Here is a 25,016-nt window from a genome sequence, read left to right as displayed (position 1 = left end):
ATGGATTGCTTCGCTGCGCTCGCAATGACGGCCTTCAGGCCTGGGCGGGATAGACGCCATGTGGGGCCGCATCCTCAACCTGGTGGTGAAGGAGCTTCAGCAGCTTCGCCGCGATCGCGCGGCAAAATTCCGCCTCCTGATTCCGACGCTGGTTCAGCTGTTCATCTTCGGCTACGCGGCGACCTTCGAGGTCTACAACGTCGCCACCATCGTGCTCGACCAGGACCACAGCCAGGAAAGCCGGGAGCTGGTCGCCCGCTTCGCCGGCAGCGGACGGTTCCAGATCGTCGAGACGGCGAACAGCGCCGCCGACGTCCGCCGCGCGATCGACCACGCCGACGCGGTGGTGGCGATCGTGATCCAGGCGGGGTTCGCCGATGACGTGCGCAAGGGCGTGTCGGCGCCGGCGCAAGTGATCGTCGACGGCACGAATTCGAACACCGCCCTGATCGCGCTGAGCTACGTCAGCCGGATCGTCGCCGACTACGCGCAGGAGATGGAGCAGGACCTGTCGCGACGCACTCGGGCGGGCGCGCGTCCGCCCCCGACCGTGACGCTCGAGTCGCGGCCCTGGTACAATGTCGACTTCAACAGCCGCTGGTTCTTCGTCCCCGGCGTCATCGCCACCCTGACGCTGATCATGATCGTCAACCTCACCTCGTTCGCCGTGGTGCGCGAGCGCGAGGTCGGCACGCTCGAACAGATCATGGTGACGCCGATCCGGCCGCTCGAATTCATCCTGGGCAAGACCATTCCCTATTTTCTCGTCGGGCTGGCCCTGGTCGTGGTGATCGCGGGCGTCGGCACGCTCTGGTTCCAGATTCCGTTTCGCGGCAATCCGCTCGTCCTGCTGCTCGGAACCGCGCTCTATCTTCTGTGCGTGCTCGGGATCGGCCTCCTGATCTCGACCGTCTGCAAGACGCAGCAGCAGGCCTTCGCGACCAACTTCTTCGTCATCAATCCGGCCTTCATCCTGTCCGGCTTCAGCTTCCCGATCGCCAGCATGCCGGATTTCATGCAGTGGATTTCCACCATCAACCCGATGACCTACTACCTCGTGGTGATCAGGGGCACGTTCCTGAAGGGCGTCGGCCTCGAGGTGCTGTGGCCCCAGATGTTGGCGCTGGCGGGGCTCGGAATCGTCCTCTTGGCCTCCAGCGTTCTGAGATTCCGGAAGTCGCTCGACTGACCAGGCTTGATTTCGCGCCGAAGCCGGAGCAATGCGGGGCGCCGGGCGTCGACTGGGGCGCGCGGGTCGCGCGCCGTCCCGTCGAGAGGACAATGGATATGACTGGTTCGGTTCGATGGTTTTCCGCCGCGCTGATCGCCGGCGCGCTCGCTTCCGCGGCCGAGGCTGAGACCGCGCCCGCGTCCGCCACTCCGACGATCCACGCCCGCGCTCGCCATCACCACAAGGCTCAGGTCGCGCAGCAGCCCGAAGGCCGCCAGATCACTGTCCACAAGAGCGCGCAGAAGCCGACGCCGTCGTGGCTGACGCTCGGAACCGACGCCCCGGTCGGGACCGGCAACAATTACGTCACCAGCACGTTCGACCAGCCGACCCCGATTCAGGGGACCTTCTCCGGCTGGCGCGGGCAGGAGCGCATCATCCCGCAATACGGCGTTCCGGGCGCGACGCTGTTCAATTTCTGACGGCGGGACGATGATCCGCGGCGTCCCGGCGACATTCGCCGGGACGCATCGCCGAGGGATCGGGCGAGGCGAAGCGGCCCGGGCGGGAGCGAACGCGTAACCTTCCTCGCGGCGCCGATCGCCGACGCCGCAGTCTTCCGCGACGCGCGTCCGGCGCGTTTCCGCCGAGCCTGGGGCGCGCCAGCCCGGACGCGCCGGCGGGTCAACCACCCGAACGACGACCCGCTCCTGCGCCCGCCGGGAAACCCGTCCCGGTTGCGTCTCGCCGGCATCCGCGCCTCGCTTCCGCGGGTCCGCCGGCGCGTCGGATTCGCGCGCCCGCCATGCGGCCAGGCTCGCTGGCGATCGGCGCCTGCGAGGCGCCGCTGCGGCAGGTCAGTCCCGCGAAAGTCGAACATGGCAATTGAGGAACGCTCGGAGTTTTCACTATTCGAGCGCGTTCATGAAAGCCTGGAGCACGCCATGTTCAACAGGGGGGTGTTGGAGGCGACGGCGCTGGCCCTTGTGCTGTCGATCACCGGGATGACCGGCGCTCGGGCCGGATCCGTGATCTATCAGGCGCTCGATGCGACGGGTAGCCTGTACGACAACAACCAGATCGGCTTTTCCGGCGACGGCGCCGTCAACGCAGGGGGCGCGTTCGGGGTCGGAAACTCGATCACGTTCGCGGGTTCGTACCCAGGCTATGTCGTCAGCACGGTCGATCTTTTCGGTTACGCCGGCGGCGGATCGAAGCCGATCGAGGTCGACATCTATTCCGGCTCGGACCCGAACAGCGGGACGTTGCTCGGGTCGCAACAGGTCACGCCGACCGGCAACGGCTGGACGACCGAAGAGCTCGATTTCCACAATCTCGTGGTTCCGCAGACCGTGACGTACATCGTCGGCATTGTCGGCAACAGCGGCTCCTATGACGACAGCTTCGTGAACTGGCAGCAGTTCACCGGCGCCGGCGGCGCGCCGACGGTCGGAACGCGTGGCGACATGTGGTACGGTTCGGCCGGCGCGTTCGCCGTCGACAACACGTTCGCCGTGGCCTCCGGCGCCGTGACGAACACCCTGGCCGTGCAGGTCAACGCGCCGGAGCCGGCGACCTGGGCGATGATGGGCCTCGGCTTCGCCGCGCTCGCCGTGGCGACTGCCCGCCGGGCGCGCGCGCCGCGCCCGGTCGCGGCCTGAAGGCGGAATGCAGCAAGACTGGCGGGCCGCCTTGCGGCGTCCCGCCGCCGTCGCGCCCGCGTGGCGCCTCGGGGATGCGGCGACCACCGGACGCTTGACCCGGGGAGGCGCTCGCCGCAATGACGGCGTCGGATGAATCCGGAGCCGCAGCCATGCCCGAAGCCCTTCGCGCCCTCCGTGTCGCGGTCCTCAGCGCCGGCGCCCTCGGGCTGCTGCCGCTGTCCGGCGCCGCGCTCGCCGCGACCGACGCCCTGACGCCGGCCGAGACCGCCGCGCTCGCCGCCCCGCAGGCGTTGCCCGACATCGTCGAGGGCAAGGCGGACGCGCCCGCGACCATCATCGAATACGCCTCGATGACCTGCAGCCATTGCGCAGCCTTCCACAAGGAGGTCTGGCCGGCGCTGAAGGCGAAATACCTCGACACCGGAAAGGCGAAGTTCGTGCTGCGCGAATATCCGCTCGACCGGCTGGCGCTCGCGGCCTTCATGCTCGCCCGCTGCTCGGGACCGGAGAAGCGCGACGCCGTGGTTGACCGCCTGTTCGACCACCAGGCGGAATGGGCCGTCGACAATCCGCTGCCCAAACTCCGCGAGCAACTCGCGGCCGTCGGCATGACGGGCGCCGACTTCGACGCGTGCCTGAAGAATCAGACCCTGTTCGAGGCGGTGAAGGCCGAGCGCGAGACCGCCTCGAGCAAGCTCGGCGTCGATTCGACGCCGACCTTTTTCCTCGCCGGCAAGCGCCTCGCGGGCGAGCATTCGCTTGACAAGTTTGATGAAATCCTTTCGCCCGCGGCGAAATGACGCCGTTGCGCACAAGAATCTGAGCCTGCGGGGTTGATTGCGGCGGCCCGATATGGCCGCTAGTCCCATCCTGTCCCGTTTCGGGACGCAGGGGCTCCTGAATTTGACGATCGTCGGCCCTCCGGCCGGAAGCACGATGGACGAAGGTCACGCCGGCTCACCCTCACCCGGCGGCCGTCGGCCGTCCCCCTCGCCCCGAGGTCTACGGCTTTCGCACGTCCCCCGGGCCGCGGGCGGCCGCCTCGAGCTTTCCCCAGCTTTGCTCTACGGCATGCGCACATCGCGGCCCGGCATGAACAAAGGTCGGCGCCGGGCGCCTCCTCCCCCCTTGTGGGGGAGGAACGAGGAGGGGGGTCGGGCCATGCCTATCCGTTTGGCGGGGCGCGGAGATTCCCAATGTCGGCGTGACCCCCCACCCTGTCCCGCCCCCACAAGAGCCTGCGCCCGGGCGCGCGCAAGCGCGACCCGGGTGGGGGCGGGGACGCTGCTCGCCGCTCGGAGTTCCACCAGCAAAGAGCCGGCGAAGACATGTGTGCATCCCGTAGCCGCTCTGCTGGGGAAGGTGGCCCGAAGGGCCGGATGGGGTGTCAGATCTCTTCCTCTGCAGGTCGGCGGTGGCGGTCATGCAATCCGACTTCCGCCGGTCGCCAACTCGCATCGAAGCAGCGGGCCACACCCCATCCGGCGCTACGCGCCGCCTTCCCCGGCAAAGCCGGGGAACGGGTCCGCGTGCCGAGCGGACGGGGACAGCCGGGCGGGCGAAGGCCCGCCGCCGGGCGAGGCGCCGCGATGAAATTCGAGCGCCTGCGCGTCACCGGTTTCAAGAGCTTCTGCGACACGCAGGAGTTCAAGATCGAGCCCGGCCTCACCGGCGTCGTCGGGCCGAACGGCTGCGGCAAGTCGAATCTGGTCGAGTCGCTGCGCTGGGTGATGGGCGAAAGCTCGTTCAAGGCCATGCGCGCCTCGGGCATGGACGACGTGATCTTCTCCGGCTCCGGCAAGCGGCCGTCGCGCAACAACGCCGAGGTCGGCATTCTGCTCGACAATTCCGACCGCCGCGCGCCGGCCGTGTTCAACGATCACGAGACGATCGAGGTGACCCGGCGCATCGAGCGCGAGTCGGGCTCGACCTACCGGGTCAACGGCCGCGAGGTGCGCGCCCGCGACGTGCAGCTCCTGTTCGCCGACGCCTCGACCGGCGCGCGCTCGCCAGCCCTCGTGCGCCAGGGCCAGATCGGCGAGATCATCGCCGCAAAACCCCAGGCGCGCCGGCTGATCCTCGAGGAGGCCGCCGGCATCTCCGGCCTCCATTCCCGCCGCCACGAGGCGGAGCTGCGCCTGAAGGGGGCGGAGGACAATCTGCTGCGCGTCGAGGACGTGCTGAAGCAGATCGAGGTCCAGGTCGAGAGCCTGCGGCGGCAGGCGCGCCAGTCGGCCCGCTACCGCCATCTCGCCGCCGAGATCCGCAGGAACGAGGCGCTCGCCCATCTGATCGCCTGGCGCGAGGCCGAGACCGCCTTCGCCGACGCCGCGAAAAAGCTCGACTCGGACCTCGTCGACGTCGCCGAGCGCACCCGCGCGCAAGGGGAGGCCGCGCGCCGGCAGGCGCTCGCCGCCGCCGAGCTGCCGGGCCTGCGCGAGGAAGAGGCGCGTCGCGCCGCGGCCCTGCAGCGCATCGCGATCGCGCGCGAAACGCTGGACGCCGAGGAGAAGCGGGCCGCGACGCGGGGCGCGGAGCTGGAAAGGCGCCTCGCCGAACTCGCGCGCGACCTGGCGCGCGAGCAGGCGTTGATCGCCGACGCCGTCTCGGTGCTGGCGCGCCTCGACGAGGAGGACGCGACCCTCGCCGCGGCGCTCGACGGCGCCGGCGACGTCTCGACGCAAGCGCGCGAGCGCGAGGAGGCCGCGGGCCGGGCGCTCGCCGTCGCCGAAGCCGACCTGAACGAGGCGCAGGCCGCCTCGTCCGATCTCAACGCCCGCCGCCATGCGCTGGCCGCCGCCGCCGCGGAGGAGGGCCGCCGCCTCGCCCGGCTCGAGGCGGACCACGCGAAGATTTCCGCCGACCTCGCGGCGCTGCGCGACGGCGCGTTCGAGGACGAGGAGCACGAGCGCCGCGCCGAGGCCGCGGCCGAACTCGCCGAGGCGCTGGAGACGGCGGAGCAGGCGACCCTGTTCGCCGAGGAGAAGCACGCGGAGGCGCGCGAGGCCGAGGCCGCGACCCGGGGGCCGCTCTCCGACGCCGAGCGCAAGGCGCAGGCGCTCGAGACCGAGGCGCGCACGCTGGCGAAGCTGCTCGGCGCCCGGACCGACGCCCGCTTCGCCCCGGTGGTCGACGCGATCAGCGTGGCGCGCGGCTTCGAGGCGGCGCTGGGGGCCGCGCTCGGCGACGACCTCGACGCCCCGACCGACGAGGCCGCCCCGGCGCACTGGTCGCTGCTCCCCGGCTTCGGCGGCGATCCGAAGCTGCCCGACGGGGTCGAGCCGCTCGCCGCCCAGGTCGCGGCGCCGCCGGCGCTGGCGCGCCGCCTAACCCAAGTGGGCCTTTGCGCCCGCGCCGACGGCGACCGGCTGTCGACCTTTCTCGAGGTCGGCCAGCGCCTCGTCTCGCGCGAGGGCGACCTGTGGCGCTGGGACGGCTTCGTCGCCGCCGCCGAGGCCCCGACCCCCGCCGCCCGGCGCCTCGTGGAAAAGAACCGCCTCGGCGACCTCGAACGCGAGGCCGAGGCGGCGCGCCAGGCCGCCGAAGTGGTTCGCGGCGCGGCTGAGCGGGCGCAGGAGGCGCTGCGCCGGGCGGCGGCCTCCGAGACCGAATGGCGCGCCCGCGCCCGCGCCGCCCGCGCGGCGAGCGACGCCGCCCGCTCAGCGCTGGGCGAGTTCGAGCGCAGGCGCGCCGAAACGCTGACCAGGCTTCGCGCGATGGAGGAGGCGGCGGCGCGGGCCAAGGCGGCCTGCGACGAATCGGCCGAGCGCAAGGCCGAGGCCGAGGCGGCGCTGGCCGACCTCGTCCCCTCCGACGAACTGACGCTGAGGCTGGAACGGGCGCGGGCCGCCGCGGGCGAAGCGCGCGCCGCCCATGCCGATGCGCGCGCTTCCGCGCAGAATCTTTCCCGCGAGGCCGAGGCGCGGCGGGCGCGCCGCCAGGCGATCGAGGCCGAGCGCCGGTCGTGGGCGACCCGGCGCGAGACGGCCGAGGTCCAGATCGAGGGCGTCGCCGAGCGGCGCGCGGCGGCGGAGGAGGAGCGCGAAGACCTCGCCGGCGCGCCGTTCGAATTCGCCCGGCGGCGACGGCTGCTCGCCGACGAGGTCGCCGCCGCCGAGGCCGCGCGCAAGGAGGCGGCCGACGCGCTGAGCCTCGGCGAGACGGCGCTCGCCGCCGCCGACCGCGCCGCGCGCGAGGCGCTGGAGCTGATGGGCCGCGCGCGCGAATCGCGCGCCGCCGCGGAAGCGCGGGTCGAGGCGACGCGCGCCCGGCGCGCCGACCTGCTCGCGACCATCCAGTCCGATCTCGACATCGAGCCCGAGGGCCTGGCCGCGCTCGCCGGCGCGACGCCGGGGGCGCCCTTGCCGGCGCTCGCCGACGTTCAGAAGAAGCTCGACAGCTTTCGCCAGGACCGCGAGCGGCTGGGGGCGGTGAACCTGCGCGCCGAGGAGGAACTGGCCGAGGTCGAGGGCGCGCGCGACAAGCTGATCGCCGAGCGCGACGACCTGACGGAAGCGATCCGCAAGCTGCGCGGCGCGATCGGGTCGTTGAACCAGGAGGGCCGCGCCCGCCTGCTCGCCGCCTTCGACGTCGTCAACGGCCATTTCAAGAGCCTGTTTTCCACGCTGTTCGAGGGGGGAGAGGCCGAGCTGCTGCTGGTCGAGAGCGACGACCCGCTGCACGCCGGGCTGGAAATTCTCGCCAAGCCCCCGGGCAAGAAGCCGCAGACGCTGACCCTGCTCTCGGGCGGCGAGCAGGCGCTGACCGCGATGTCGCTGATCTTCGCGGTGTTCCTGACCAACCCGTCGCCGATCTGCGTGCTCGACGAGGTCGACGCGCCGCTCGACGACTACAACGTCGAGCGCTTCTGCGACCTCCTGGAAGAGATGCGCAAGCGCGCCGACACCAAATTCGTCACCATCACCCACAACCCGATCACCATGGCCCGGATGGACCGGCTGTTTGGAGTCACGATGGCGGAAAGGGGGGTGAGCCAGATCGTGTCGGTGGAGCTGGCGGAGGCGGAGAAGCTGATGGAGGCGGGGTGATAATGAGACGGCCGTCCGGCATAGTCGCTTTGCGCTGCCCGCTTGCCTGCGCGACTGGCCGGACGCGCAGGCTTGCGAGCCGTCGTCGCGAGGAGCGAAGCGACGTGGCGATCCAGGGGGCACACGCGAACCTTCGTCGTGTCGGCGTCCGGCGCGCTTTCGACGTCGGCGCAGGCGGCTCTGGATCGCCACGTCGCCCTTCGGGCTCCTCGCGAGGACGGAGGCCGGTCGCGGGGTTACGGCGACAGTTTACTCAACCCCCAAGCGACGGTTGCGCGGGCAAAATCAAAAGACTTTGGGCAGGCCCGCATCCTTGAGAATGCCGTTCGCGGTATGACGCGACTTGATCTGAACCGGAACGACCAGCCGCTTGCCGTCGCGGGTCGTAATGTCGTTGTCGGCCTTGCCGTGGCGGAGGAATTCGCAGCCGGCCCGCTTGCCGCGCACGGGCCTGCCGAAGTCCTTCATGCGACAGCGCGGGCGGGCGCCGACGCGTGTGCGACGATCTCGACGTGCATGTCTCGGGTCCCGTCGTCATCGCTGGACATGAGGTCGGCCGTCGCGGCCGCGATGGTCTGCCGGAAAGCCTCGAACGTCATGCCTTCCCCGTGCAGTCCGACGATGTCGGAAAGCTCGACCACCAGACGCCGGCGGCGTCGTCGAAGGCGGCTTTCACGATCGCGATGCGCATCGGCGGCTCCTTCCGGGGTTGTCGCACGATACCACAGCGGCGCGCCCGCCCGCGTTTCTCCGTTCTCCTCCCCGGGTCGAGCCCGGCCCAGGTGCCGCAAGCGGTTGGGCATGGCCCGACCCCCCATCCTGTCCTTCCCCCACAAGGGGGGAAGGGACGCACACTCCCCGCCGTATCGGTCCTCGCCCGCGAGCCTCGCCGTCTCGTGGCGATCCGGCAGGCGCCCACCCGGCGCCGGACGGCTTGGGCAGGAAAGGGGCAAGCGGGAACGTTGCGACATTCACGGGCTTGCGCGTTTTCGTCCCTTCCCCCACCCGGGTCGCGCTTGCGCGCGCCCGGGCGCAGGCTCTTGTGGGGGAAGGACAGGATGGGGGGTCTCACCGTCATTCGACGGTTAGCCGTCGATCCGCGGACGCAACTCGGCGAGCTTCAGGCGAATGGTTTCCAGAACGCCGTCGAGGTTGCGAAAGACCTCGTCGTTGGTGAAGCGGAGAACGGAGAAGCCTTGGGCTTCGATCGCGGCGGAACGCGCGGCGTCGCGCGCCCGTTCGTCGTCGGTCGAATGCGTCGCGCCGTCCACTTCGATGACCAGCCGGGCCTCGAGGCAGGCGAAGTCGGCGATGAAGCCGGCGAGAATGACCTGCCGGCGGAAGCGGAAGCCGCCGATCTGTTCGCGGCGCAGTCCGCTCCAGAGGCGCCGCTCGGCGGAGGTCGCGTCGCGACGCAGTGCGCGGGCCACCGGCGACAAACGTTAGGCATGGCGCGACCCCCCATCCTGTCCTTCCCCCACAAGAGCCTGCGCCCGGGCGCGCGCAAGCGCGACCCGGGTGGGGGAAGGGACGCTCAACGCGCGAGCTGGTGGATGTCGCAACGTCCCCTCACGCCCGGTCGAGCCGTTCGGCGATCCAGAGCTTCACCAGCGCCTGCCGCGTCACGCCGAGGCGGCGGGCCTCGCGGTCGAGCGCCTCGACCACCCAGGCGGGAAAGTCGACGTTGACGCGCCGGACAGCGAGATTGGGTCGCTGCGCCTTCTCCCAGTCGACGTCGCCCGCCACGTCCTCGCCGGCGTCGAACCGGCGCTCGAACCCACTCGCCTTCATAGGCTTCGATCTCCTTCTTGCCGGCGCGCCTGACCGAGATGAGCCGCGTTCGCCCGCCCCGCCGGACGAAGACCGCCGCCCAGCAGCGGCCGGCGATGCGTCGGACGGCGAGGAAACGCGGCTCGTCCTCGGTCCTCGCCGGAGCCTCGATCAGGGCCTCGTCGAGCCAGAGCGCCTGCGCCTCGACAAAATCCATGCCGTGCTTGACCGTGTCGGCGGCGCTCTGCTCGGGATCGAATTCGAACTCCGCAGCGGCGATTTGGTATAGAAATTATACCTTTTCGGAACTCCCAAGCGGCCGTCATCGCGAGGAGCGAAGCGACGTGGCGATCAAGGGGGGCGGGCCGAGGTCTGCCGTCTGCCGGGCGGCGCCGCGCTGCAACGTCGGCGCGGGCGGCCCCTGGATCGCCGCGTCGCCCTTCGGGCTCCTCGCGATGACGGCGGGAAGCGTCATCGCCCCCACCTCGGCGTTGACAACCGCCCGTCATTCCCGAGGCGCGCCATGGCTTGGGAGGTGCATCTTTTCAACCAGAAGCGGCGGCTGATGGAGGCGTCCTTGTGCGCCAGTTTGAAGCGAACCGTCTCCATCTCCGAGAGGTCGTATTGCGTGAGGTCCGCGCCCGCAGCCTGGCGTCGGCCTCGTCATCGCTCTTGAAGTCTGGAATCTTCCAGGAAATGGCGCTACCGACCCTCGTCATGCCAGCAACTGTCGCTTCAAGAGGCGGCGGACGCCAAATGTCTCGCCGTCGTCGCGAGGAGCGAAGCGACGTGGCGATCCAGGGGGCACACGCGAACCTTCGCCGCGTCGGCGCGACTCGCATCGCCGTCGGCGCAGGCGGCCCTGGATCGCCACGTCGCCCTTCGGGCTCCTCGCGATGACGGAGGCAAGGTCGAGGCGTCGACAGCAAACCAAGCGAGGCCCCATGTACGTCCCCATAACCGATGACGACGTCCCCGCGGTCGCGGCGCTGATGAACCGCGCCTACCGCGGCGCGGGCCGCGCGCGCAGTTGGGCCGTGGAGACCGACTACATTGGGGGCGATCGCACGACCGTCGAGGCTTTCCGCGCCGATCTCGCCGGAAGGCCCGCGGCGACGGCGCTGAAGTGGGTGGAGGGGCCGTCGTTCATCGGCTGCGTCTGGCTCGAACCGCTCGGCGCGGGCGTCTGGTATCTCGGATCGTTCGCGATCGAGCCCGAGCGGCAGAACGGCGGCCTCGGCCGCGTCCTGCTCGCCGCCGCCGAGGACTGGGTTCGCGAGCGTGGGGGCGGGCGCGTCCGCATGACCGTGATCAACCTGCGCCAAACCCTGATCGCGTGGTACGTCCGGCGCGGCTATCGCACGACCGGCGAGACGGAGCCGTTTCCCTACGGCGACGACCGCTTCGGCGCGCCGCTGCGCGACGACCTCGGCTTCGTCGTGCTGGAGAAGGATCTGTAGCCGGGGCGGACGTCGGGACGTCGTTGGTGATCGTCGTGCGTCCGCTTTCGTTCGTTGACAGCGCTGGTCGGGAGATGGTTCCCTGAAAGCCGGACCTTTCCAGCAGGGGGGCCGCCGACGGGCGGCAGGGCATCGGGATGAAGACTGCGCTCCTGTCGGCGGCGACGCTCCTCGCAATCGCGCAACCCGCCTTCGCCGATCCCGTGGCCCTGAACGGCAAGGCGGCCGACGCGTTCATCGCTACGTCGTTCCCGAACGCCGATATCCCCGGCCCGGTCGATGGCAAGTTCACCTACGCGCGGGACGGCCAGCAGCACGTCGGCCACGCGAAGTGCTTCGTGCCGGCGATGGGCGCGCGGTCCGAGGGCGCGGTCTCGACCTGCAAGGTCTGGTATTGAGCGTCGCCGCCCCGGCGCGCGCCGCTCCGCTCCGCTAGCCCGCGGCCTTGTCGAGCGCCTGACAAAGGTCGTCGATCAGGTCTTCCGTGTCCTCGAGCCCGACCGAGAGGCGCAACAGGCCCGGGCCGATGCCGAGCGCCGCGCGCTGCTCGGGCTTGAGGCGCTGGTGGGTGGTGGTCTCGGGGTGGGTGATCAGGCTCTTGGCGTCGCCGAGGTTGTTGGAGATGCCGACGATAGTCAGCGCATTGGCCATGCGGAACGCCGCGTCCTTGCCGCCCGCGACCTCGAACGCCAGCATGGTGCCGCCGCTCGACATCTGCGCCTTCGCCAGCGCCGCCTGCGGGTGGTCGTCGCGGCCGGGATAGAGGACGCGGCTCACCGCAGGGTGGGCGGCGAGGGCGTCGGCGACCCGCGCCGCCGAGCGCGCCTGCGCCGCGACCCGCAGCGGCAGCGTCTCGAGCGACTTGAGCAAGGTCCAGGCGTTGAACGGCGACAGGCTCGGCCCGGTCTGGCGCAGGAAATTGTGGATGTTGTCGGCGATGAACGGCTCGCTCGCGAGGATCACGCCGCCGAGCACCCGGCCCTGCCCGTCGATGTGCTTGGTCGCGGAATAGACGACGCAGTCGGCGCCGAGCGCGAGCGGATGCTGGTGGAGGGGCGTCGCGAATACGTTGTCGACCACCAGCGTCGCGCCGGCCGCGTGCAGGATGTCGGCGACGGCGGCGATGTCGATGATCTCGAGCGTCGGATTGGTCGGCGATTCGAGGAAAGCGGTCTTCGTGTTCGGCCGCACCGCCGCCCGCCACTGGTCGAGGTCGGTCCCCTCGACCAGCGTCGTTTCGACGCCGAAGCGCGGCAGCAGGTCTTCGACGACGTAGAGACAGGAGCCGAACAGGGCGCGCGCCGCGACCACGTGGTCGCCCGCCTTGACCTGGCCCATCAGCGCCGCGGTCACCGCCGCCATGCCGCTCGCGGTCGCGCGCGCCGCCTCCGCGCCTTCGATCAGCGCCATCCGCTTCTCGAACATCGCCACCGTCGGGTTGGAGAAGCGCGAATAGATGAAGCCCGGCTCATCGCCCTTGAAGCGCTTTTCCGCCGTTTCCATCGTCTCGTAGAGGTAGCCCTGGGTGAGGAACAGGGCTTCCGAGGTTTCCCCGAAGCTCGACCGCAGGCTGCCGCCGTGCACGAGCCGGGTCGCTGGGCGCAGGGTTTTCGGATCTCGGGATTCGCGCGGGCTCGTCATATCCATCCTCTCCGGGCGCGTGTTCGCCCGCGGGGCCGGTAAGACGAGGCGACTGGTGAGGAGCCCCGATCTTTTAGCCCCTTGTTTAACGTGGCGGCAAGCCGACCGGCTCAAATGACCACGGATGAGACCACGTCTTAGCGCGAGGCGGAGGCGGGGTCAACGACGGGGTCTTCGGCAGTCTTCGGCAGTGGCGTGAGCGGGCGGAGCTGGCGCCGGGGCAGGCCGGCGACCGGCGGACCACGGCGCCCCGATTTGCCCGCGAGCGCGAAGCCGTGACAAACTGGCGCGCAGATTCGGATGTTTCAGTTGATTTGGATGGACACCCCTCTTCCCGACGGCAAAGACCACTCGCTCGTTCACGTCGTCGACGACGACAACGGAATCCGCGCCGCCTTGCGCCTCGCGCTGACGATCGCCGGCCATGCGGTTCGCGTCTATGACTCGGCGCCGGCGTTCCTGAGCGCGGTCGAGCCGCACGAGGGCGGATGCGTGATTACCGACATGCGCATGCCGGAGATGAGCGGGCTCGATCTGCTGGAGGCGATGAACGCGCAGGCCATCCGCCTGCCGACGATCGTCATCACGGCCTACGGCGAGATTCCCCTCGCCGTCGAGGCGATGAAGCTCGGAGCGGTCGACTTTCTCGAAAAGCCCTTCGACAACGCCGTCCTGATCGAGGCGGTCAGCCAGGCCCTGCGTCGCGAGCGCGACGGGGTGCGCGAAGAGGAAACGCGACGGAGCCAGGCTCTCCTGGCGACCTTGACCGCAAGGGAGCGCGACGTCCTGGCCGGGCTGCTGAAGGGACATCAAAACAAGGTGATCGCCCACGCCCTCGGCGTCAGCACGCGAACCGTCGAATCGCATCGCGCGCATATCATGGACAAGATGAATGCGGGAAACCTTCGCGAACTGATGCGGATGTTTCTCTTCGTCCCGATCGACCCATGACGCCGGGCGCGAGCCGCGCGGGCTCGATCGCCGGAGGCGCGCTCTCGATCTTCAAACCGAGTCGTCGCTCCGGCCTCTCGAGTCGGGTTCGGTCGCCAGCGGCAGCGAAAAGCTGAAGGTCGCGCCGCCGTGCTCATTGGAGCGGGCGCGCAATTGCCCGTTGTGGGCTTCGATGATGGCGCGCGAAATCACCAGACCGACGCCCATGCCTTTCGCCTTGGAGGTCACGAACGGCTCGAACAGATGACCCTTCACGGCGTCGGACAGGCCTTGACCGGTATCGGCGACATCGACGCGGATCTGCGTCTCCGTCGAGGCCGTCGAGACGACGATTGTCGCCCGCCCCTTTCCAACCGCCGCCTGGATCGGTTCGTGAATGGCTTCCTGCGCATTCTCGAGCAAATTGACGAGAACCTGGCCGATCTGGACAGGATCGGCGACCGTCCGGTCGTCCGCTGCGCCCGGTTGGAGCGTGATTTCGATTCCCCGCCGCCCGGCCGTTTGAGCCACCAGATCGACCGACTCTCGAATCAGATCGTGCAGCCTCACGAAGCTCTTGTCGGGTTCTCCATGCGCGATGAATTCCCGCAGACGCGAGAGAATCTCGCCGGCGCGGGTCAGGTTGTCGGCCGCTTCGTCGAGCGCGGTTTCGATGGGAACCGGGCGGCGTTCCGGCGGCAAGGCGAGCAACTGTCGCGCCGATCCCAGAAAGGAACGCGTTGCGGTCAACGGCTGATTGATTTCGTGGGCCAGACCCGCCGCCATGCTGCGCATGATTCCGATACGTTCGGCAAAAATGATCTGCGAATGTCTTTCCGCCAACTTCCGTTCTGTCAAGTCCAGAATGAAAGAGACGCCGTTGAACCCATCCAGAAGGACAATATTCATGAGAATAGGAATTCTTGAGCCATTCTTTCGAATATATTCATTCTCGTAGGGCAGACGATTGCTGCCGAAGTCCTTCAGCTCCGCGAGACTTCGGGCGTTTATCTCGGCGAATTCCGGCGGCGTCATCGCTTTCCAGTTCAGCAGTCCCGCCTCCAGGTCATCCCTGCTGTAGCCGACCATCTGAAGAAACCGGTCGTTCGCGTCGGTCACCTGCCCGTCCATGGTGGACATCATGACCCCGACAGGGCCGGATCGGTAGAGAGCGTCGAACCGCTGCTGGCTTTGCCGCAACTTGATTTCGAGGGCCTTGCTCTCGGTGATGTCGAGAAGACTGATTCGCAGCAGGCGGGCGTCCGACCGAAGCCGGACGAGGGTGGTGCGGCACAGTCGCTCCTCGCCGGAAAGCCGGCGAATGCGCCGCTCGAAAGTGATCTCCTCGCCGGCGAGCGCGCGTCGGCCGTGCTCGGCGAGGGTTTCCGCCGCCGGCCGCCCGTCCGGTTGCTCCCGCGCGAGCAAGTCTCGCAATTCGCGTCCGAGGATTTCGTCGCGCGAAGCGCTCAGCAGTCGCTCCGCGGCCCGGTTCGTGGCGACGACCTGGCCGCGGTCGAAATTGTAGAGCAGGATCGCGTCGGGCGCCTCCTCGACCAGCAGGCGGAAGCGCTCCTTGCTGGCGTGCAGCGCCTCCTGAGCCTTCTTCTGGGCCGTGAGATCGAGCACGAAGCCGACGGCGTTGACGGCGTCGAGCATGACCGAAGCCATGAGGATCGGCACCCGGCTGCCGTCCTTTCGGATATATACTTTTTCATAAGGCTTTGAATTGACGCCAGTAGTCGTGAGTTCTTTCATGCTTTCCTGTGTAATAGCGCGAAAGGCTGGTGGAGTTATATTGAATAAATTTATCAAGCCTGCCTTCATATCGTCCCGGCTGTAGCCGATCATCTGGAGGTACCGGTCATTTGCGTCCAGTAATTTGCCGTCCATGTTCCAGGAGGTGATCCCAAGCAGCCCCGAATGATAGAGTGCTTCGAACCGTTGTTGACTCTGGCGCAACTCGAGTTCGAGTTGCTTGCTTTCCGTCACGTCCTGGTGAGCGACCACGACCCCGTCGCCGGGCGCCCGCACGGGGTAGACGCGCATCTGAAACCAGCGCCGCTCGGTTGCGGAATGGCGAGGATAGTCGAGGGAAAAAAAGGCTCTGTCGCCCCTCGACACGGCGTCGACGCCCGCCCTCGCCGTCTCCGCCCGTTCGCGTTCGAGGTCGTCCTCGTCGACGTCGAGGAGGTTCGAACGGCCCAGGCCGAAGCGGCGCGCCGCGGATTCCGGGCCGCCGCCGGCGCCGGCAAACTCGTTCCACGCCGCATTGGAGTGGACGATCCGGCCTCGTCCGTCGAGAATGGCCGTGCTGTCCGGGCTCGAGTTCAGGACCGCCTCGAAGAACGCCTGCTCCTTGCGCAGACACTCGATCTCGATCAGCGAACCGAGTTCCCTCGCCGAGGCTTGCTCCGCCGGCGTCCAGTCGAGCGACGTCCCGGCAATCTCCTGCAGAAAGGGATCGAACGAGGCGGGGGGCCCCAGGCGCCCGTCCGCGCCGGCCGGATGCGGGCGATCCGGATCGCCCGCCCATCGGATGGTCTGGCGGCGTTCGCGGCGAAACCAGACCATCGCGACCTCGGGAAAGCGCGGATCCGAGACGAACAGCGCGCCGGCGAGTCCGTCGTCGCCGTCGCCGTCGCCGAGATCGCGAGCCAAAGCGCTGGAGGCGAAAACCATCGGGTCCGACGCGCGCGCCTCGCGAAGCCGTAGCAGACGCCTGAGCCGTTCGATCGACGGCGTGACGCCGCGGACGTCGACGCGATCTCCGACCAGGAGGGCGAACCCGTCCGCCCCGACCGCGCCGAGCAGCGCCGTCGGATCGCCGTCGCGAACCTGAGACCGAAGATCGCTCGAGCGAACGCCTGCCAGGAGATGCCGACGAAGGGCGGCCAACTCGCGCTCGCGCTCGCGAAGTCTGCGCGTCTCGGTCGCGTCCAGCAGGGCTGCGAGATCCTGACACGCCCAAGCCAGCGCGTCCCGGGCGCCCGGTCCGAGATATTTCGGCCCGCTCTGGTGCTGGCAGGACACCAATCCCCAGAGCTTGTCGCCGCAAACCAGGGCGCCGACCAAGGTCGCGCCGACTCCCATGGCCTTCAGGCGCCGGATCTGGACCGGGGACGCGCTGCGCAGGCTCGACACCCCCAGGTCGATGGAGCGGGGCTCCCCCGATCCGAGCAGCGGCGACGGGGCGCCTTGGACATCCACGATCATCCGGACGCCCATGGTCCGGATCGCATCGCGCGCCGGCTTCGGGATGTCGCTGGCCGGGCAGTTGAGGCCGAGATACGCTTTCAGTCCCGGCGCATGGGCTTCCGCGACGACTTCGCCGGTCCACGCCGCGTCGAAGCGGCACACCATGACCCGGTCGTAGCCGGTGACCTCGCGAACCAGTTCCGCTGCGGATTGGCAGATCGCGTTCAGGTCGCTCAGGCGCCTCGACGCGTCGATGCCGCGCCGCAGCGCGTAGAGCATGTCCGAGCCTACCGCCGGCGGGCCGTCCGCGGGCTCGAGGTCGACCAGCAATCGGCCGGACGCGTTCCCATGGACGCGGGCTGCGAGCGCGCGGCCATTCAGCGACAGCGCCGCGGGCGAGCGCAGGCCCGGGGAAGGACTTCTCAGGAGATCGCCGACGGCGGAGGCGTCGAAAACGTCGCGGACAGCGGCGCCGATCAGGCGATCGGGTCGCAACCCGAGAATGTCGGCGCACGACCCGCTGACCGCCTCGATGGCGCTCGCGTCGGCGCTCAGGACGAGCAACGCCCCGTGCGGCATGACCGATCCGGGGTACCGGATCGGTTCGTTCTCGCAGTCCGTCGTGTCGATCCACGCCATTGCGTCAGCTTCCGAATACGCCTTCAGCCGAGCGCCCTGGCGTGTGGGGTCCGATGGGGTCGGCGCTTGGCGAAGCCGACGGCTGGTTCGATTTCAAACCACGGCGGCGGCTCTGGCAAGCGGCCGGGGTCAATATATCATATTGGCAGTGTACGTATTCTTGGAGGCTCTTTCCCACCGGACACAGGCCATACAATGGAGCAGAAACTGGCAGCACAAAGAGGCTTGGACATGCCAATAGAATCTTTCGTCAAGGGCGTCTCGGCTGCGGTAGAGCGCGAAGAAATCGACGTCAATCCCTACTGTCGGCTGAGCGAGGACTATATTTCCTGGCTCGAGGGGTACTGCGTCGGGATCAGCGCCGAGATGAGGCGCCAGGAGATGCTTTTCGAAGAGGAGCTGAAGCGCGGCCGGACTTCGACGGGCCGGGTTGCACACCTTCTTTCAAGGACGCTCCAACCGATCAGAATTTTTCTCCATTAGCACAATTGAAGCCCGATAGGTCGGGGTCGAAGACCTCGTTTCACCGCGCGCGAACGCCCGCTCCGCGGCCGCAGCGCCTGCGCCGGCTTTCCGGGGGTCTCCGACCGTGGCGATCGGGAGCGCGCGCCCACGGCGTCTTGCCGAAACCCGGACCCGTCGCCCCGAGGCTTCGGGCTATCGTGGGGCGGCGCGATGCGGACCGCGCGCGCGGCCCGGGCGCGGGCGCGTCGTCTCCACGACGGAAGCCTCGCCCTCCGTCACGGACGCGGGCGCGGGCGCCGCCCCGAACAGCGCCGCGAGCTTTTCCCCGATCGGCGAGCCGAGCCCGGTGCACGGGTCGGGGCCGATCCGGGCGCGGAAATAGCCGTTGTCGCCGCTGACGATGTCGGTGAAGCAGATCGGGTTCAGATAGAGCTGCGGCGTGAGCAGCCTCTCCGGCGTCGCGAGGGCGAGCTTGCGGCCGAAGGCGGCGAACAGGCCCGCGTAGAGGGGCGCGACCGCGCTCGTGCCGCCGAAAGCCAGCGTCCGGCCGTGCACGACGATGGCGTAGCCGAGATTCGGGTCGGCGTTGGCGGCGACGTCGGGGACCATCCGCCCGGGCCCGTGCGGCGCGCCCGCCTGCCACTGCGGCATCGGCTTGAACAGAGTCGAGTAACCGCCGCCGGTCCCGTCGCCGTTCGGGTTGCCGGGATCGTTGTTCCAGACGGTTTCCTCGCCGCCGCCGCGCGGCTTCGACGTGCCGCCGCAGCCGACCACGAACGGCGACGAGGCGGGCAGGTCGACGTTGGCCGGCGTCGGGCCGCCGTCGCTCGAATTGTTGTCGCCGGAGGCCGCGAACACCGTCATGCCCGAGGCGGCGGCGGCCCTTGCGGCCGCGTTCAGGCGTTCGGCGAGATCGAGGCCCGCGGCCTCGCCGGCGGCCTTCCAGTTGGCCTCGTCGGTTCCCCATGACAGCGAGCAGACGTCGCAGCCGTCGGCCGCCGCCGCCGAGATCGCCGTCGCCATGGAACTCCAGTCGCGCGCGTCCGCCCAGTAGACGCGGATCGTGGCGGCGCGTCCGGTCGCCACGCTGTAGGCGGCCGCGGCGACCTGGATGTCGAGGGCGACTTCGCCGTCCGGGTTCGAGGACGGATCGCCGCTCGGGTTCGGCGTGTTGGCGCCGCCGATCGAAACGTCGGCGATCGCCGGCCTCGGCAGGCCGCGCTTGCCGAAATATTCGTCGATGTCCGACGGAACCCAGCCGCCGCCGAGTTCGACGATGGCGATCACGCCGTCGCCGGCGAGGGTCCTGGGCCAGAAATAAGCGGCGCAGAGGTCGGCGACCTCCCAGGGCTCGGCGCCGGCGGCGGCCGGGCGGATCGTCGCGCCCGGTCTGCGCAACTGGAAGTAGGGGTGAATCGGGCGCCAGATCGTGCGTGCGGCGAGCGCCATCCGGGCGAGCCGCGCGACGACCGTGCGGGTCGCGTGGTCGTAGAGCGTCGCCAGGTCGCTCTTGAGCGCGGTGCGCGAATCGCCGTCGAGATAGATCATGTGTCCCGACGGATAGTTGCGGATCGAGAGGTTCGCCCGCGCGGCGGCGTTGGCGAGCGGCATCGCCTCCAGCGTCAGTCGCGTCTGGTGGAAAGGCGTCACGGAATCGAAAAAACCGTTCGCCGACAGGACGAGCAGGTCGGGGTTGGCGGCCATCGCCGCTGCGAGGTCGCCGGCCGTGTAGAGGGTCGGATTGCCCTGGGAATCGGGCTTCTGCACCGCCCCGGTCGGGTCGGTGTGAGAAAAATCCCAGAACTGGAACGCCTGGTCGTTGAGATCGACGAAGTTCGAGGTCGAGGTGAACAGCAGCTCGCCATTGAGGTAGGCGTTCCACATCGCGGTGTAGACGCCGCCGACCGCCGCCATCGTCGGGTCGTTCATACCGCCGTCGGGCGACACGATCGCCGCGATTCCGGTGTCGACGCCCGTGACCCGGCCGTCGTAGGCGCCGAGCGCCAGCCCCTTGTCCTGCAGGAGCGTGACGAGAAACAGGGAATGGCCGAGCCGGTCCGCAGCCTCGACGTTGAGCTGCCAGGCGATCAGTACGTTCGCCGGAATCCCGAGATACTGCGACAGTGTCTGGACAGTCGCAGAATCCTGGTTCGGGTAGGCGGCGAGCGCCTTCGCGTAGCCGTCCGAGGCGAACGCGGTCACCGTGTCCATGAACGCCGGCAGGTCCGGCGGCGGCGGGACGACGGCGGTCCGGCCATGATACCAGGCGTCGGCCGCGAAGGTCGGCATGAGGCCGACGGCGTTGGAGAAATTCGCCGGATAGTCGAGGACGCTCGACTGCAGCGTCAGGCCGTTGAGGTCGATCCCGTCCTCATGCAGCATCCAGGCCAGCACGCAGGTGCGCGCGGTGCCGTAGGATTCCCCGTACAGGAATTTGGGCGAGTTCCAGCGAGCGTTGGCGGTCAGATAGCGCTTGATGAACTGCTTGATCGAGCGCGCGTCCTGATCGACGCCCCAGAAGTCCCGGTTCTTGAACGGCGCGACCGCCGCGGAATAGCCGGTCCCGACCGGGTTGATGTAGACGAGGTCGCTGCGGTCGATCAGGCTGTCGGGATTGTCCTCCATCGTGTAGGGCGGCGGCGGGGTGAAGCCCGGCAGGCTGGTCTTGATGCGGCGCGGGGCGAACGAGCCGAGCAGCAGGAACACCGAGGAGGAGCCGGGGCCGCCGTTGTAGAAGAAGGTCACGGGGCGGGCCTCGGCCGCGGCGCCGTCCCGGGTGAAGGCGACGTAGAAAATCTTCGCCGACGGCTGCGAACTGACGGGATCGACCGCGACGAGATGGCCCGCGGTCGCCGTGTAGGGGATCGCGACGCCGCCGACGGTCGCGACGTGATGGGTGATTGCGGCGGCCTCGGTCACCTCGGTGACCGAATCGTCCGGCCCCATGCCGTAGGCGGTCGTATCCAGATATGGCTGGCCGGCGGGCTCGGCGCCCAGCGGAGCAAGACCGGCGCGATCGGTCATGGGCTTCCTCCTGATCGGGGTTCCCGCCCCGCCGGCCCGCTCTGCTGACGAAAAAATCGAAAGCGGAAGCAACGTGTCATTCCAGCACAAAAAAACAGATCGTGCTAGTTGATAGTGTCAACGAGACCCGACCGACGCCAGCGCAAGCAGTATCGACATTATGAAACAATACCGTTATTATTGACGCGCACGCTCCTGCAACCGTCGGGGGATGCGCGCGCTTCGGCGCCGAGGAAACAGGGACTTTTCGCCATGACCGTAGCCGACCCCGAGATCGCCAACCGCCTTGTCGCGGGCGGGATAAACACCAATGTCCACGATCAGGGGCAGGGCCCCGCTGTCTTGTTCATCCATGGTTCGGGGCCGGGGGTGAGCGCCTGGGCGAACTGGCGACTGACCATCCCGGCGCTGTCGGGGTCATATCGGGTGATCGCGCCCGATATGGTCGGGTTCGGGTTCTCGGATCGGCCGGAGGGCGTGGCTTACCGCAAGGAGACCTGGGTCGCGCAGGCGGTCGGGGTCCTCGACGCGCTCGGGATCGACAAGGCGCACGTCGTCGGCAACTCGTTCGGCGGCGCGATCGCGCTCGCCCTCGCTGTCCGTCATCCCGAGCGGGTGAACCGGCTCGTCATGATGGGCTCGGCCGGCGTGCCGTTCCCGATCACGCCGGGCCTCGACGCGGTCTGGGGATACCAGCCGTCGTTCGAGGCGATGCGAAAACTGCTCGACATTTTCGCTTACGACCGGACGCTGGTGAACGACGAACTGGCGGAACTCCGCTACCGCGCCAGCATCCGCCCAGGCTTCCAGGAGTCGTTTTCCGCCATGTTCCCGGCGCCGCGCCAGCGCTGGGTCGACGCGCTCGCCAGTTCCGAAGCCGAGATCCGCGCCGTCCGGCACGAGACGCTGATCGTCCACGGCCGCGACGACGAGGTGATTCCGCTCGCGAATTCGCTGACCCTGCTCGACTGGATCGAGCGTTCGCAGCTGCACGTCTTCGGCCGCTGCGGCCACTGGGTGCAGATCGAGCACGCGGCGCGGTTCGCGCGGCTGCTGGACGGGTTCTTCAGCGAGGCGGCCGGATAGGCGCGCCGCGACAGCGCCGTCACCGATCGAACTTTCGAATCGCCTCGGCGGTGACGGGGGTGAAGACGTTGACGAGATTGCCGTCCGGATCGCGCAACAGCAGCGAGCGGTTGCCCCACGGCATGGTCGTGGGCGCCTGCACGACCTCGATGACGTCGGCGAGCGCCCGGAATTGCGCGTCCACGTCGCCGACGCGGAATTCGACGATCACGCTGTGATTGTCGGCCGGCCGGGCCGCCCCGGCCTTGAACAGCGCCATCGTGCGCGTGCTGGCGATCGCCAGCGTGCCGGCGGGCGTGGCGATTTCGGCGAAGTCGTCGCTGTACCAGGTCGCCGCAAGTCCGGTGATCGTTTCGTAGAAGCCGGCGAGGCGCTTGACGTCGTCGGTGATGATGCGGATCGAGATGAAATTCATGAGATTGTCCTCGGCGGCGAGCGGCGGGTCCGTCGCTCGCCGGCTTGTAGGCGGAGGCTGCTGACACCATTCTGTCAGCAGGAGAGGTCATGCGCCGCGCCGACCGATTGTTTCAGATCATCCAAATTCTTCGCCGGTCGACCCGCCCGGTCACCGCCAGCGCCATGGCCGCGGAGCTCGAAGTGTCGCAGCGGTCCGTCTATCGCGACATCGCCGATCTGATCGGACAACGGACCCCGATCCGGGGCGAAGCCGGAATCGGCTATGTCCTCGACCGCGATTTCGACATGCCGCCTCTGATGTTGACGCCGGACGAACTGGAAGCCGCGGCGCTCGGCGCCCAATGGGTGGCCGGCAAGGGCGACGCCGCGCTTGCCGCCGCGGCGCGCGACCTGATCGCCAAGATCGCCGCGGTCGTGCCGGATCGGCTGCTTCCGTTCCTGGAGGAGCCGAGCGTCGGCGCGCCGCCGCCGCTGGCGACAGCCGCCGACGGGCTGGACATCGCCCGCACGCGGGCCTGGATCCGAAGCGGAAAGAAGATCCGCATCCGCTATTGCGACGACGCGGCGCGCGCGAGTGAACGGACGATCTGGCCCGCGATCATCGGCTACGCCGAGACGGTGCGGCTGGTCGGCGCATGGTGCGAGTTGCGGCAGGCGTTCCGGCACTTCCGCACCGATCGCGTCGTCGCGGCGGAGTTTCTCGACGAGCGGCACGGAGCCCCGCCCGCGGCGCTGCGCGCGCGCTGGCGGCGCGCCTTCGAGGCGGCGCGCGGCGATCGGTCGCGGTGAGGCCGAATCCGCCGGCTACCCGGCGGCGGCTTCTCGATCCCGCGCCGCAAGCAGCGTCGCGAGCGCGAGGACCGAGCGCTCGATGTGCTCGCCGGCGAGCCTGACCGCGAGGTCGGAGTCGCGGGCGAGGGTGGCGTCGAAGATGCCCTGGTGTTCGGCGTGAACGTCGCGCGGGATGGCGCGCTTCGACGCCACGAGGCGACGATAGCGCTCCGACTGCTGATAGAGCAGGGCGTGCAGCCGGTGCAGCCAGGGCGAAGGGCAGGCGGCGATCAGCGCGCGATGGAAATCGCGATTGCGCTGCTCGAATTCCGCCGACGCGCCGGCCGGATCCTCGCGCAGCCGCTCCTCGGTCTTCGACAGCCGGTAGAAGGCCGCGACGATCTCCGATTCCCACGGTTCGCCGCCGACCGCGATCGCCTGCCTCAGCGCCTCGGTCTCGATCAGCTTGCGCACCTCGGTCAGATCGCGAAAATCGTCGAGCGAAGCCGGCGCCACGCGGAAGCCGCGCTGGCCCTCGCTCGTCACCAGCGCTTCGCCCAGGAGCCGGGTCAGGGCCTCGCGGATCGTCGAGCCGCTGACGTCGTAGCGGGCGCGCAATTCCTCGGTGCGGAGTTTCGCGCCCGGCTCCAGCGTGCCGTCGATGATCTCGTTGCGCAGGGTGGCGTAGGCCGCCTCGATCAGCGTGCGGCCCTTGGTGTCGCCGGAACGGTCGACGACGGCGATGTCGGTCATCGGTTCGGGCCTCCCTGAGCGCAAGCGGCAAACCATGCGCCTGCCGCCGATTCGCGCCGTCCTTTGCCGCCGAGCCTGTCGCAAACCGAATCGCCGCGCAATGGAAATATCGTCATTCTCATTAACTCACGATAATACCGCCGAGCGCCGCACGGGGGCGCGGTTTGCACGGCAACCGCCATCATGCGCGCGATTTGCGAAATGTCGATGGCGCCGATAGGCGGCGAAGGGAATTTCTTCGCGAGAATCAGAAATTAATCGTCAAATCGGTTTAATATCGATATTTTTGTTGACTGACGATATCGGTCGCGATAGCCATTCCAACGTCGAAAGCGCGACGGCCTGCGGAAACGAGGGCCCGGCCCGGCAGCCTCCAGAGGCGGCCGGCGTCGAAAAAACAGCGCGACGATCCGTATCGCCGGTTCGGGGAGGAACCATGGGACAGAGCCAGACGCCGCTGAAAAAATTCGTGCGCGTCACCGGAGTGCGCTCCGGCCGCTACGTCGAATTCGAGTTCTCCGTCAACGACGCGGACCTGACCGTCGAGCTGATCCTGCCTTTCTCCGCTTTCGAGGAATTCTGCACGTTGCAGGAGGCGACGCGGCTGCCGCCGGCGGCCGAAGTCGCGACCGAGTTCGACAGGCTCACGTGGCGGGCCCGTCAGCCCGGGCTGCTGCGTCGTGTCCAGGCGACCTCGGACGAAGACTTGCCGCGCGCCGCGCGCGAGTGAGCCAGACAAGAATCACGGGAGGGACATCGTGACCGTTCAAATCAAGACCATTGATCTCGAGCCGAAGCGGCAGACCTTCGGCCACGTCGCGCGCCGGCTCGGCGCCGACAAGCCGGCGTCGCGCTACCAGGAGGCGACGCTCGACGTCCAGGCGACGGCGAACTTCCATTACAAGCCGCTGTGGGAAGCGGAATTCTGGCATTTCGACCAGGCCAAGACCGCGGTCGTGATGGCGGACTGGTACAAGCCGCT

Annotated in this window: 21 protein-coding genes, 2 pseudogenes and 1 riboswitch; of the genes and pseudogenes, 13 read left to right on the top strand and 10 right to left on the bottom strand. The window is 68.8% G+C overall.

Annotation, left to right across the window (positions count from 1 at the left end):
• Positions 1-58: 58 nt before the first annotated feature.
• From DFR50_RS24760 to DFR50_RS24740, 5 genes are all read left to right on the top strand, one after another.
• A complete protein-coding gene (locus tag DFR50_RS24760) occupies positions 59-1,189 on the top strand; it encodes an ABC transporter permease (RefSeq protein ID WP_113891950.1) in 1,131 nt (376 codons plus the stop codon).
• A 92-nt stretch (positions 1,190-1,281) separates the two neighbouring features.
• Positions 1,282-1,653, top strand: coding sequence for a hypothetical protein (locus tag DFR50_RS24755; RefSeq protein WP_113891949.1), 372 nt, complete (start codon positions 1,282-1,284; stop codon positions 1,651-1,653).
• Between the two features lie 396 nt (positions 1,654-2,049).
• The gene (locus DFR50_RS32640; RefSeq protein WP_210209034.1) at positions 2,050-2,832 is read left to right on the top strand and encodes a PEP-CTERM sorting domain-containing protein; all 783 of its coding nucleotides are present in this window, start codon (positions 2,050-2,052) and stop codon (positions 2,830-2,832) included.
• A 152-nt stretch (positions 2,833-2,984) separates the two neighbouring features.
• Positions 2,985-3,635 (top strand): DsbA family protein, encoded by a 651-nt coding sequence (locus tag DFR50_RS24745; RefSeq protein ID WP_245428118.1) that lies wholly within the window; start codon positions 2,985-2,987, stop codon positions 3,633-3,635.
• Positions 3,636-4,424: 789 nt separating this feature from the next.
• Positions 4,425-7,883 (top strand): chromosome segregation SMC family protein, encoded by a 3,459-nt coding sequence (locus DFR50_RS24740; RefSeq protein WP_113891947.1) that lies wholly within the window; start codon positions 4,425-4,427, stop codon positions 7,881-7,883.
• A 285-nt stretch (positions 7,884-8,168) separates the two neighbouring features.
• Here the strand turns inward: DFR50_RS24740 and DFR50_RS24735 are convergent, their stop codons facing one another.
• From DFR50_RS24735 to DFR50_RS33395, 5 genes and pseudogenes are all read right to left on the bottom strand, one after another.
• A complete protein-coding gene (locus DFR50_RS24735) occupies positions 8,169-8,351 on the bottom strand; it encodes a type II toxin-antitoxin system HicA family toxin (RefSeq protein ID WP_113891946.1) in 183 nt (60 codons plus the stop codon).
• Positions 8,348-8,686, bottom strand: coding sequence for a hypothetical protein (locus tag DFR50_RS31650; RefSeq protein ID WP_147262904.1), 339 nt, complete (start codon positions 8,684-8,686; stop codon positions 8,348-8,350). The genes DFR50_RS24735 and DFR50_RS31650 overlap by 4 nt, the downstream gene beginning before the upstream one ends.
• A gap of 282 nt (positions 8,687-8,968) precedes the next feature.
• The gene (locus DFR50_RS24730; RefSeq protein WP_245428116.1) at positions 8,969-9,313 is read right to left on the bottom strand and encodes an endonuclease domain-containing protein; all 345 of its coding nucleotides are present in this window, start codon (positions 9,311-9,313) and stop codon (positions 8,969-8,971) included.
• A 139-nt stretch (positions 9,314-9,452) separates the two neighbouring features.
• Positions 9,453-9,674, bottom strand: a complete 222-nt coding sequence (gene brnA / locus DFR50_RS33170; protein ID WP_245428114.1) for a type II toxin-antitoxin system BrnA family antitoxin — start codon at positions 9,672-9,674, stop codon at positions 9,453-9,455.
• Positions 9,675-9,696: 22 nt separating this feature from the next.
• Positions 9,697-9,933, bottom strand: a pseudogene (locus DFR50_RS33395) (BrnT family toxin); the annotation flags it as partial.
• Between the two features lie 664 nt (positions 9,934-10,597).
• Here DFR50_RS33395 and DFR50_RS24720 point away from each other — a divergent pair.
• Positions 10,598-11,113: a GNAT family N-acetyltransferase gene (locus tag DFR50_RS24720; RefSeq protein ID WP_113891943.1), complete on the top strand. Its 516-nt coding sequence runs from the start codon at positions 10,598-10,600 to the stop codon at positions 11,111-11,113.
• 137 nt (positions 11,114-11,250) lie between these two features.
• The gene (locus DFR50_RS24715) at positions 11,251-11,511 is read left to right on the top strand and encodes a hypothetical protein (protein ID WP_113891942.1); all 261 of its coding nucleotides are present in this window, start codon (positions 11,251-11,253) and stop codon (positions 11,509-11,511) included.
• 34 nt (positions 11,512-11,545) lie between these two features.
• Here the strand turns inward: DFR50_RS24715 and DFR50_RS24710 are convergent, their stop codons facing one another.
• The gene (locus DFR50_RS24710) at positions 11,546-12,754 is read right to left on the bottom strand and encodes an O-succinylhomoserine sulfhydrylase (protein WP_113891941.1); all 1,209 of its coding nucleotides are present in this window, start codon (positions 12,752-12,754) and stop codon (positions 11,546-11,548) included.
• Positions 12,755-12,807: 53 nt separating this feature from the next.
• A riboswitch (SAM riboswitch) is annotated at positions 12,808-12,886 on the bottom strand.
• A 168-nt stretch (positions 12,887-13,054) separates the two neighbouring features.
• On the opposite strand from DFR50_RS24710, the gene DFR50_RS24705 reads away from it, so the two are divergent.
• A complete protein-coding gene (locus tag DFR50_RS24705) occupies positions 13,055-13,705 on the top strand; it encodes a response regulator transcription factor (RefSeq protein WP_245428112.1) in 651 nt (216 codons plus the stop codon).
• 51 nt (positions 13,706-13,756) lie between these two features.
• On the opposite strand, the gene DFR50_RS24700 is transcribed toward DFR50_RS24705, so the two are convergent.
• Positions 13,757-17,518 carry a PAS domain S-box protein gene (locus tag DFR50_RS24700; RefSeq protein WP_113891940.1) on the bottom strand — a complete coding sequence of 1,254 codons (3,762 nt, stop codon included), beginning with the start codon at positions 17,516-17,518 and terminating at the stop codon, positions 13,757-13,759.
• A gap of 195 nt (positions 17,519-17,713) precedes the next feature.
• On the opposite strand from DFR50_RS24700, the gene DFR50_RS24695 reads away from it, so the two are divergent.
• Positions 17,714-18,001, top strand: a complete 288-nt coding sequence (locus DFR50_RS24695) for a hypothetical protein (RefSeq protein WP_113891939.1) — start codon at positions 17,714-17,716, stop codon at positions 17,999-18,001.
• Between the two features lie 174 nt (positions 18,002-18,175).
• Here the strand turns inward: DFR50_RS24695 and DFR50_RS32285 are convergent, their stop codons facing one another.
• Complete coding sequence (locus DFR50_RS32285; protein WP_113891938.1) at positions 18,176-21,007, bottom strand: S10 family serine carboxypeptidase-like protein; 2,832 nt, start codon at positions 21,005-21,007, stop codon at positions 18,176-18,178.
• 252 nt (positions 21,008-21,259) lie between these two features.
• Between DFR50_RS32285 and DFR50_RS24685 the strand changes: the two genes are divergently transcribed.
• Complete coding sequence (locus DFR50_RS24685) at positions 21,260-22,093, top strand: alpha/beta fold hydrolase (protein WP_113891937.1); 834 nt, start codon at positions 21,260-21,262, stop codon at positions 22,091-22,093.
• Positions 22,094-22,112: 19 nt separating this feature from the next.
• Here the strand turns inward: DFR50_RS24685 and DFR50_RS24680 are convergent, their stop codons facing one another.
• Positions 22,113-22,508, bottom strand: coding sequence for a VOC family protein (locus DFR50_RS24680; RefSeq protein WP_113891936.1), 396 nt, complete (start codon positions 22,506-22,508; stop codon positions 22,113-22,115).
• Positions 22,509-22,597: 89 nt separating this feature from the next.
• Here DFR50_RS24680 and DFR50_RS24675 point away from each other — a divergent pair, with 89 nt between their 5' ends.
• On the top strand, positions 22,598-23,299 hold the full coding sequence (locus DFR50_RS24675; RefSeq protein ID WP_113891935.1) for a helix-turn-helix transcriptional regulator: 702 nt from the start codon (positions 22,598-22,600) through the stop codon (positions 23,297-23,299).
• 15 nt (positions 23,300-23,314) lie between these two features.
• Here the strand turns inward: DFR50_RS24675 and DFR50_RS24670 are convergent, their stop codons facing one another.
• Positions 23,315-24,034, bottom strand: a complete 720-nt coding sequence (locus DFR50_RS24670; RefSeq protein WP_113891934.1) for a GntR family transcriptional regulator — start codon at positions 24,032-24,034, stop codon at positions 23,315-23,317.
• Positions 24,035-24,470: 436 nt separating this feature from the next.
• Here DFR50_RS24670 and DFR50_RS24665 point away from each other — a divergent pair, with 436 nt between their 5' ends.
• Both DFR50_RS24665 and DFR50_RS24660 read left to right on the top strand, forming a co-directional pair.
• Positions 24,471-24,764 carry a phenol hydroxylase subunit gene (locus tag DFR50_RS24665; RefSeq protein WP_113891933.1) on the top strand — a complete coding sequence of 98 codons (294 nt, stop codon included), beginning with the start codon at positions 24,471-24,473 and terminating at the stop codon, positions 24,762-24,764.
• 28 nt (positions 24,765-24,792) lie between these two features.
• Positions 24,793-25,016, top strand: a pseudogene (locus tag DFR50_RS24660) (phenol hydroxylase); the annotation flags it as partial.

The sequence above is a fragment of the Roseiarcus fermentans genome, from assembly GCF_003315135.1.
Taxonomy (GTDB): Bacteria; Pseudomonadota; Alphaproteobacteria; order Rhizobiales; family Beijerinckiaceae; genus Roseiarcus; species Roseiarcus fermentans.
Note: the sequence above shows the minus strand (reverse complement) of the source record. Positions and strands in the feature narration are given on the sequence as shown.

What these genes read in the sequence shown, in the direction of transcription:
- DFR50_RS24670 (WP_113891934.1), bottom strand. Translation starts at nt 24,034, where the DNA reads ATGACCGACATCGCCGTCGTCGACCGTTCCGGCGACACCAAGGGCCGC.
- DFR50_RS24740 (WP_113891947.1), top strand. Translation starts at nt 4,425, where the DNA reads ATGAAATTCGAGCGCCTGCGCGTCACCGGTTTCAAGAGCTTCTGCGAC.
- DFR50_RS24735 (WP_113891946.1), bottom strand. Translation starts at nt 8,351, where the DNA reads ATGAAGGACTTCGGCAGGCCCGTGCGCGGCAAGCGGGCCGGCTGCGAA.
- DFR50_RS24755 (WP_113891949.1), top strand. Translation starts at nt 1,282, where the DNA reads ATGGATATGACTGGTTCGGTTCGATGGTTTTCCGCCGCGCTGATCGCC.
- DFR50_RS32285 (WP_113891938.1), bottom strand. Translation starts at nt 21,007, where the DNA reads ATGACCGATCGCGCCGGTCTTGCTCCGCTGGGCGCCGAGCCCGCCGGC.
- DFR50_RS24720 (WP_113891943.1), top strand. Translation starts at nt 10,598, where the DNA reads ATGTACGTCCCCATAACCGATGACGACGTCCCCGCGGTCGCGGCGCTG.
- DFR50_RS24665 (WP_113891933.1), top strand. Translation starts at nt 24,471, where the DNA reads ATGGGACAGAGCCAGACGCCGCTGAAAAAATTCGTGCGCGTCACCGGA.
- DFR50_RS24675 (WP_113891935.1), top strand. Translation starts at nt 22,598, where the DNA reads ATGCGCCGCGCCGACCGATTGTTTCAGATCATCCAAATTCTTCGCCGG.
- DFR50_RS24760 (WP_113891950.1), top strand. Translation starts at nt 59, where the DNA reads ATGTGGGGCCGCATCCTCAACCTGGTGGTGAAGGAGCTTCAGCAGCTT.
- DFR50_RS24745 (WP_245428118.1), top strand. Translation starts at nt 2,985, where the DNA reads ATGCCCGAAGCCCTTCGCGCCCTCCGTGTCGCGGTCCTCAGCGCCGGC.
- DFR50_RS24680 (WP_113891936.1), bottom strand. Translation starts at nt 22,508, where the DNA reads ATGAATTTCATCTCGATCCGCATCATCACCGACGACGTCAAGCGCCTC.
- DFR50_RS24710 (WP_113891941.1), bottom strand. Translation starts at nt 12,754, where the DNA reads ATGACGAGCCCGCGCGAATCCCGAGATCCGAAAACCCTGCGCCCAGCG.
- DFR50_RS32640 (WP_210209034.1), top strand. Translation starts at nt 2,050, where the DNA reads ATGGCAATTGAGGAACGCTCGGAGTTTTCACTATTCGAGCGCGTTCAT.
- DFR50_RS24700 (WP_113891940.1), bottom strand. Translation starts at nt 17,518, where the DNA reads ATGGCGTGGATCGACACGACGGACTGCGAGAACGAACCGATCCGGTAC.
- DFR50_RS24705 (WP_245428112.1), top strand. Translation starts at nt 13,055, where the DNA reads ATGTTTCAGTTGATTTGGATGGACACCCCTCTTCCCGACGGCAAAGAC.
- DFR50_RS24695 (WP_113891939.1), top strand. Translation starts at nt 17,714, where the DNA reads ATGGAGCAGAAACTGGCAGCACAAAGAGGCTTGGACATGCCAATAGAA.
- brnA (WP_245428114.1), bottom strand. Translation starts at nt 9,674, where the DNA reads ATGAAGGCGAGTGGGTTCGAGCGCCGGTTCGACGCCGGCGAGGACGTG.
- DFR50_RS24685 (WP_113891937.1), top strand. Translation starts at nt 21,260, where the DNA reads ATGACCGTAGCCGACCCCGAGATCGCCAACCGCCTTGTCGCGGGCGGG.
- DFR50_RS24715 (WP_113891942.1), top strand. Translation starts at nt 11,251, where the DNA reads ATGAAGACTGCGCTCCTGTCGGCGGCGACGCTCCTCGCAATCGCGCAA.
- DFR50_RS31650 (WP_147262904.1), bottom strand. Translation starts at nt 8,686, where the DNA reads ATGCCCAACCGCTTGCGGCACCTGGGCCGGGCTCGACCCGGGGAGGAG.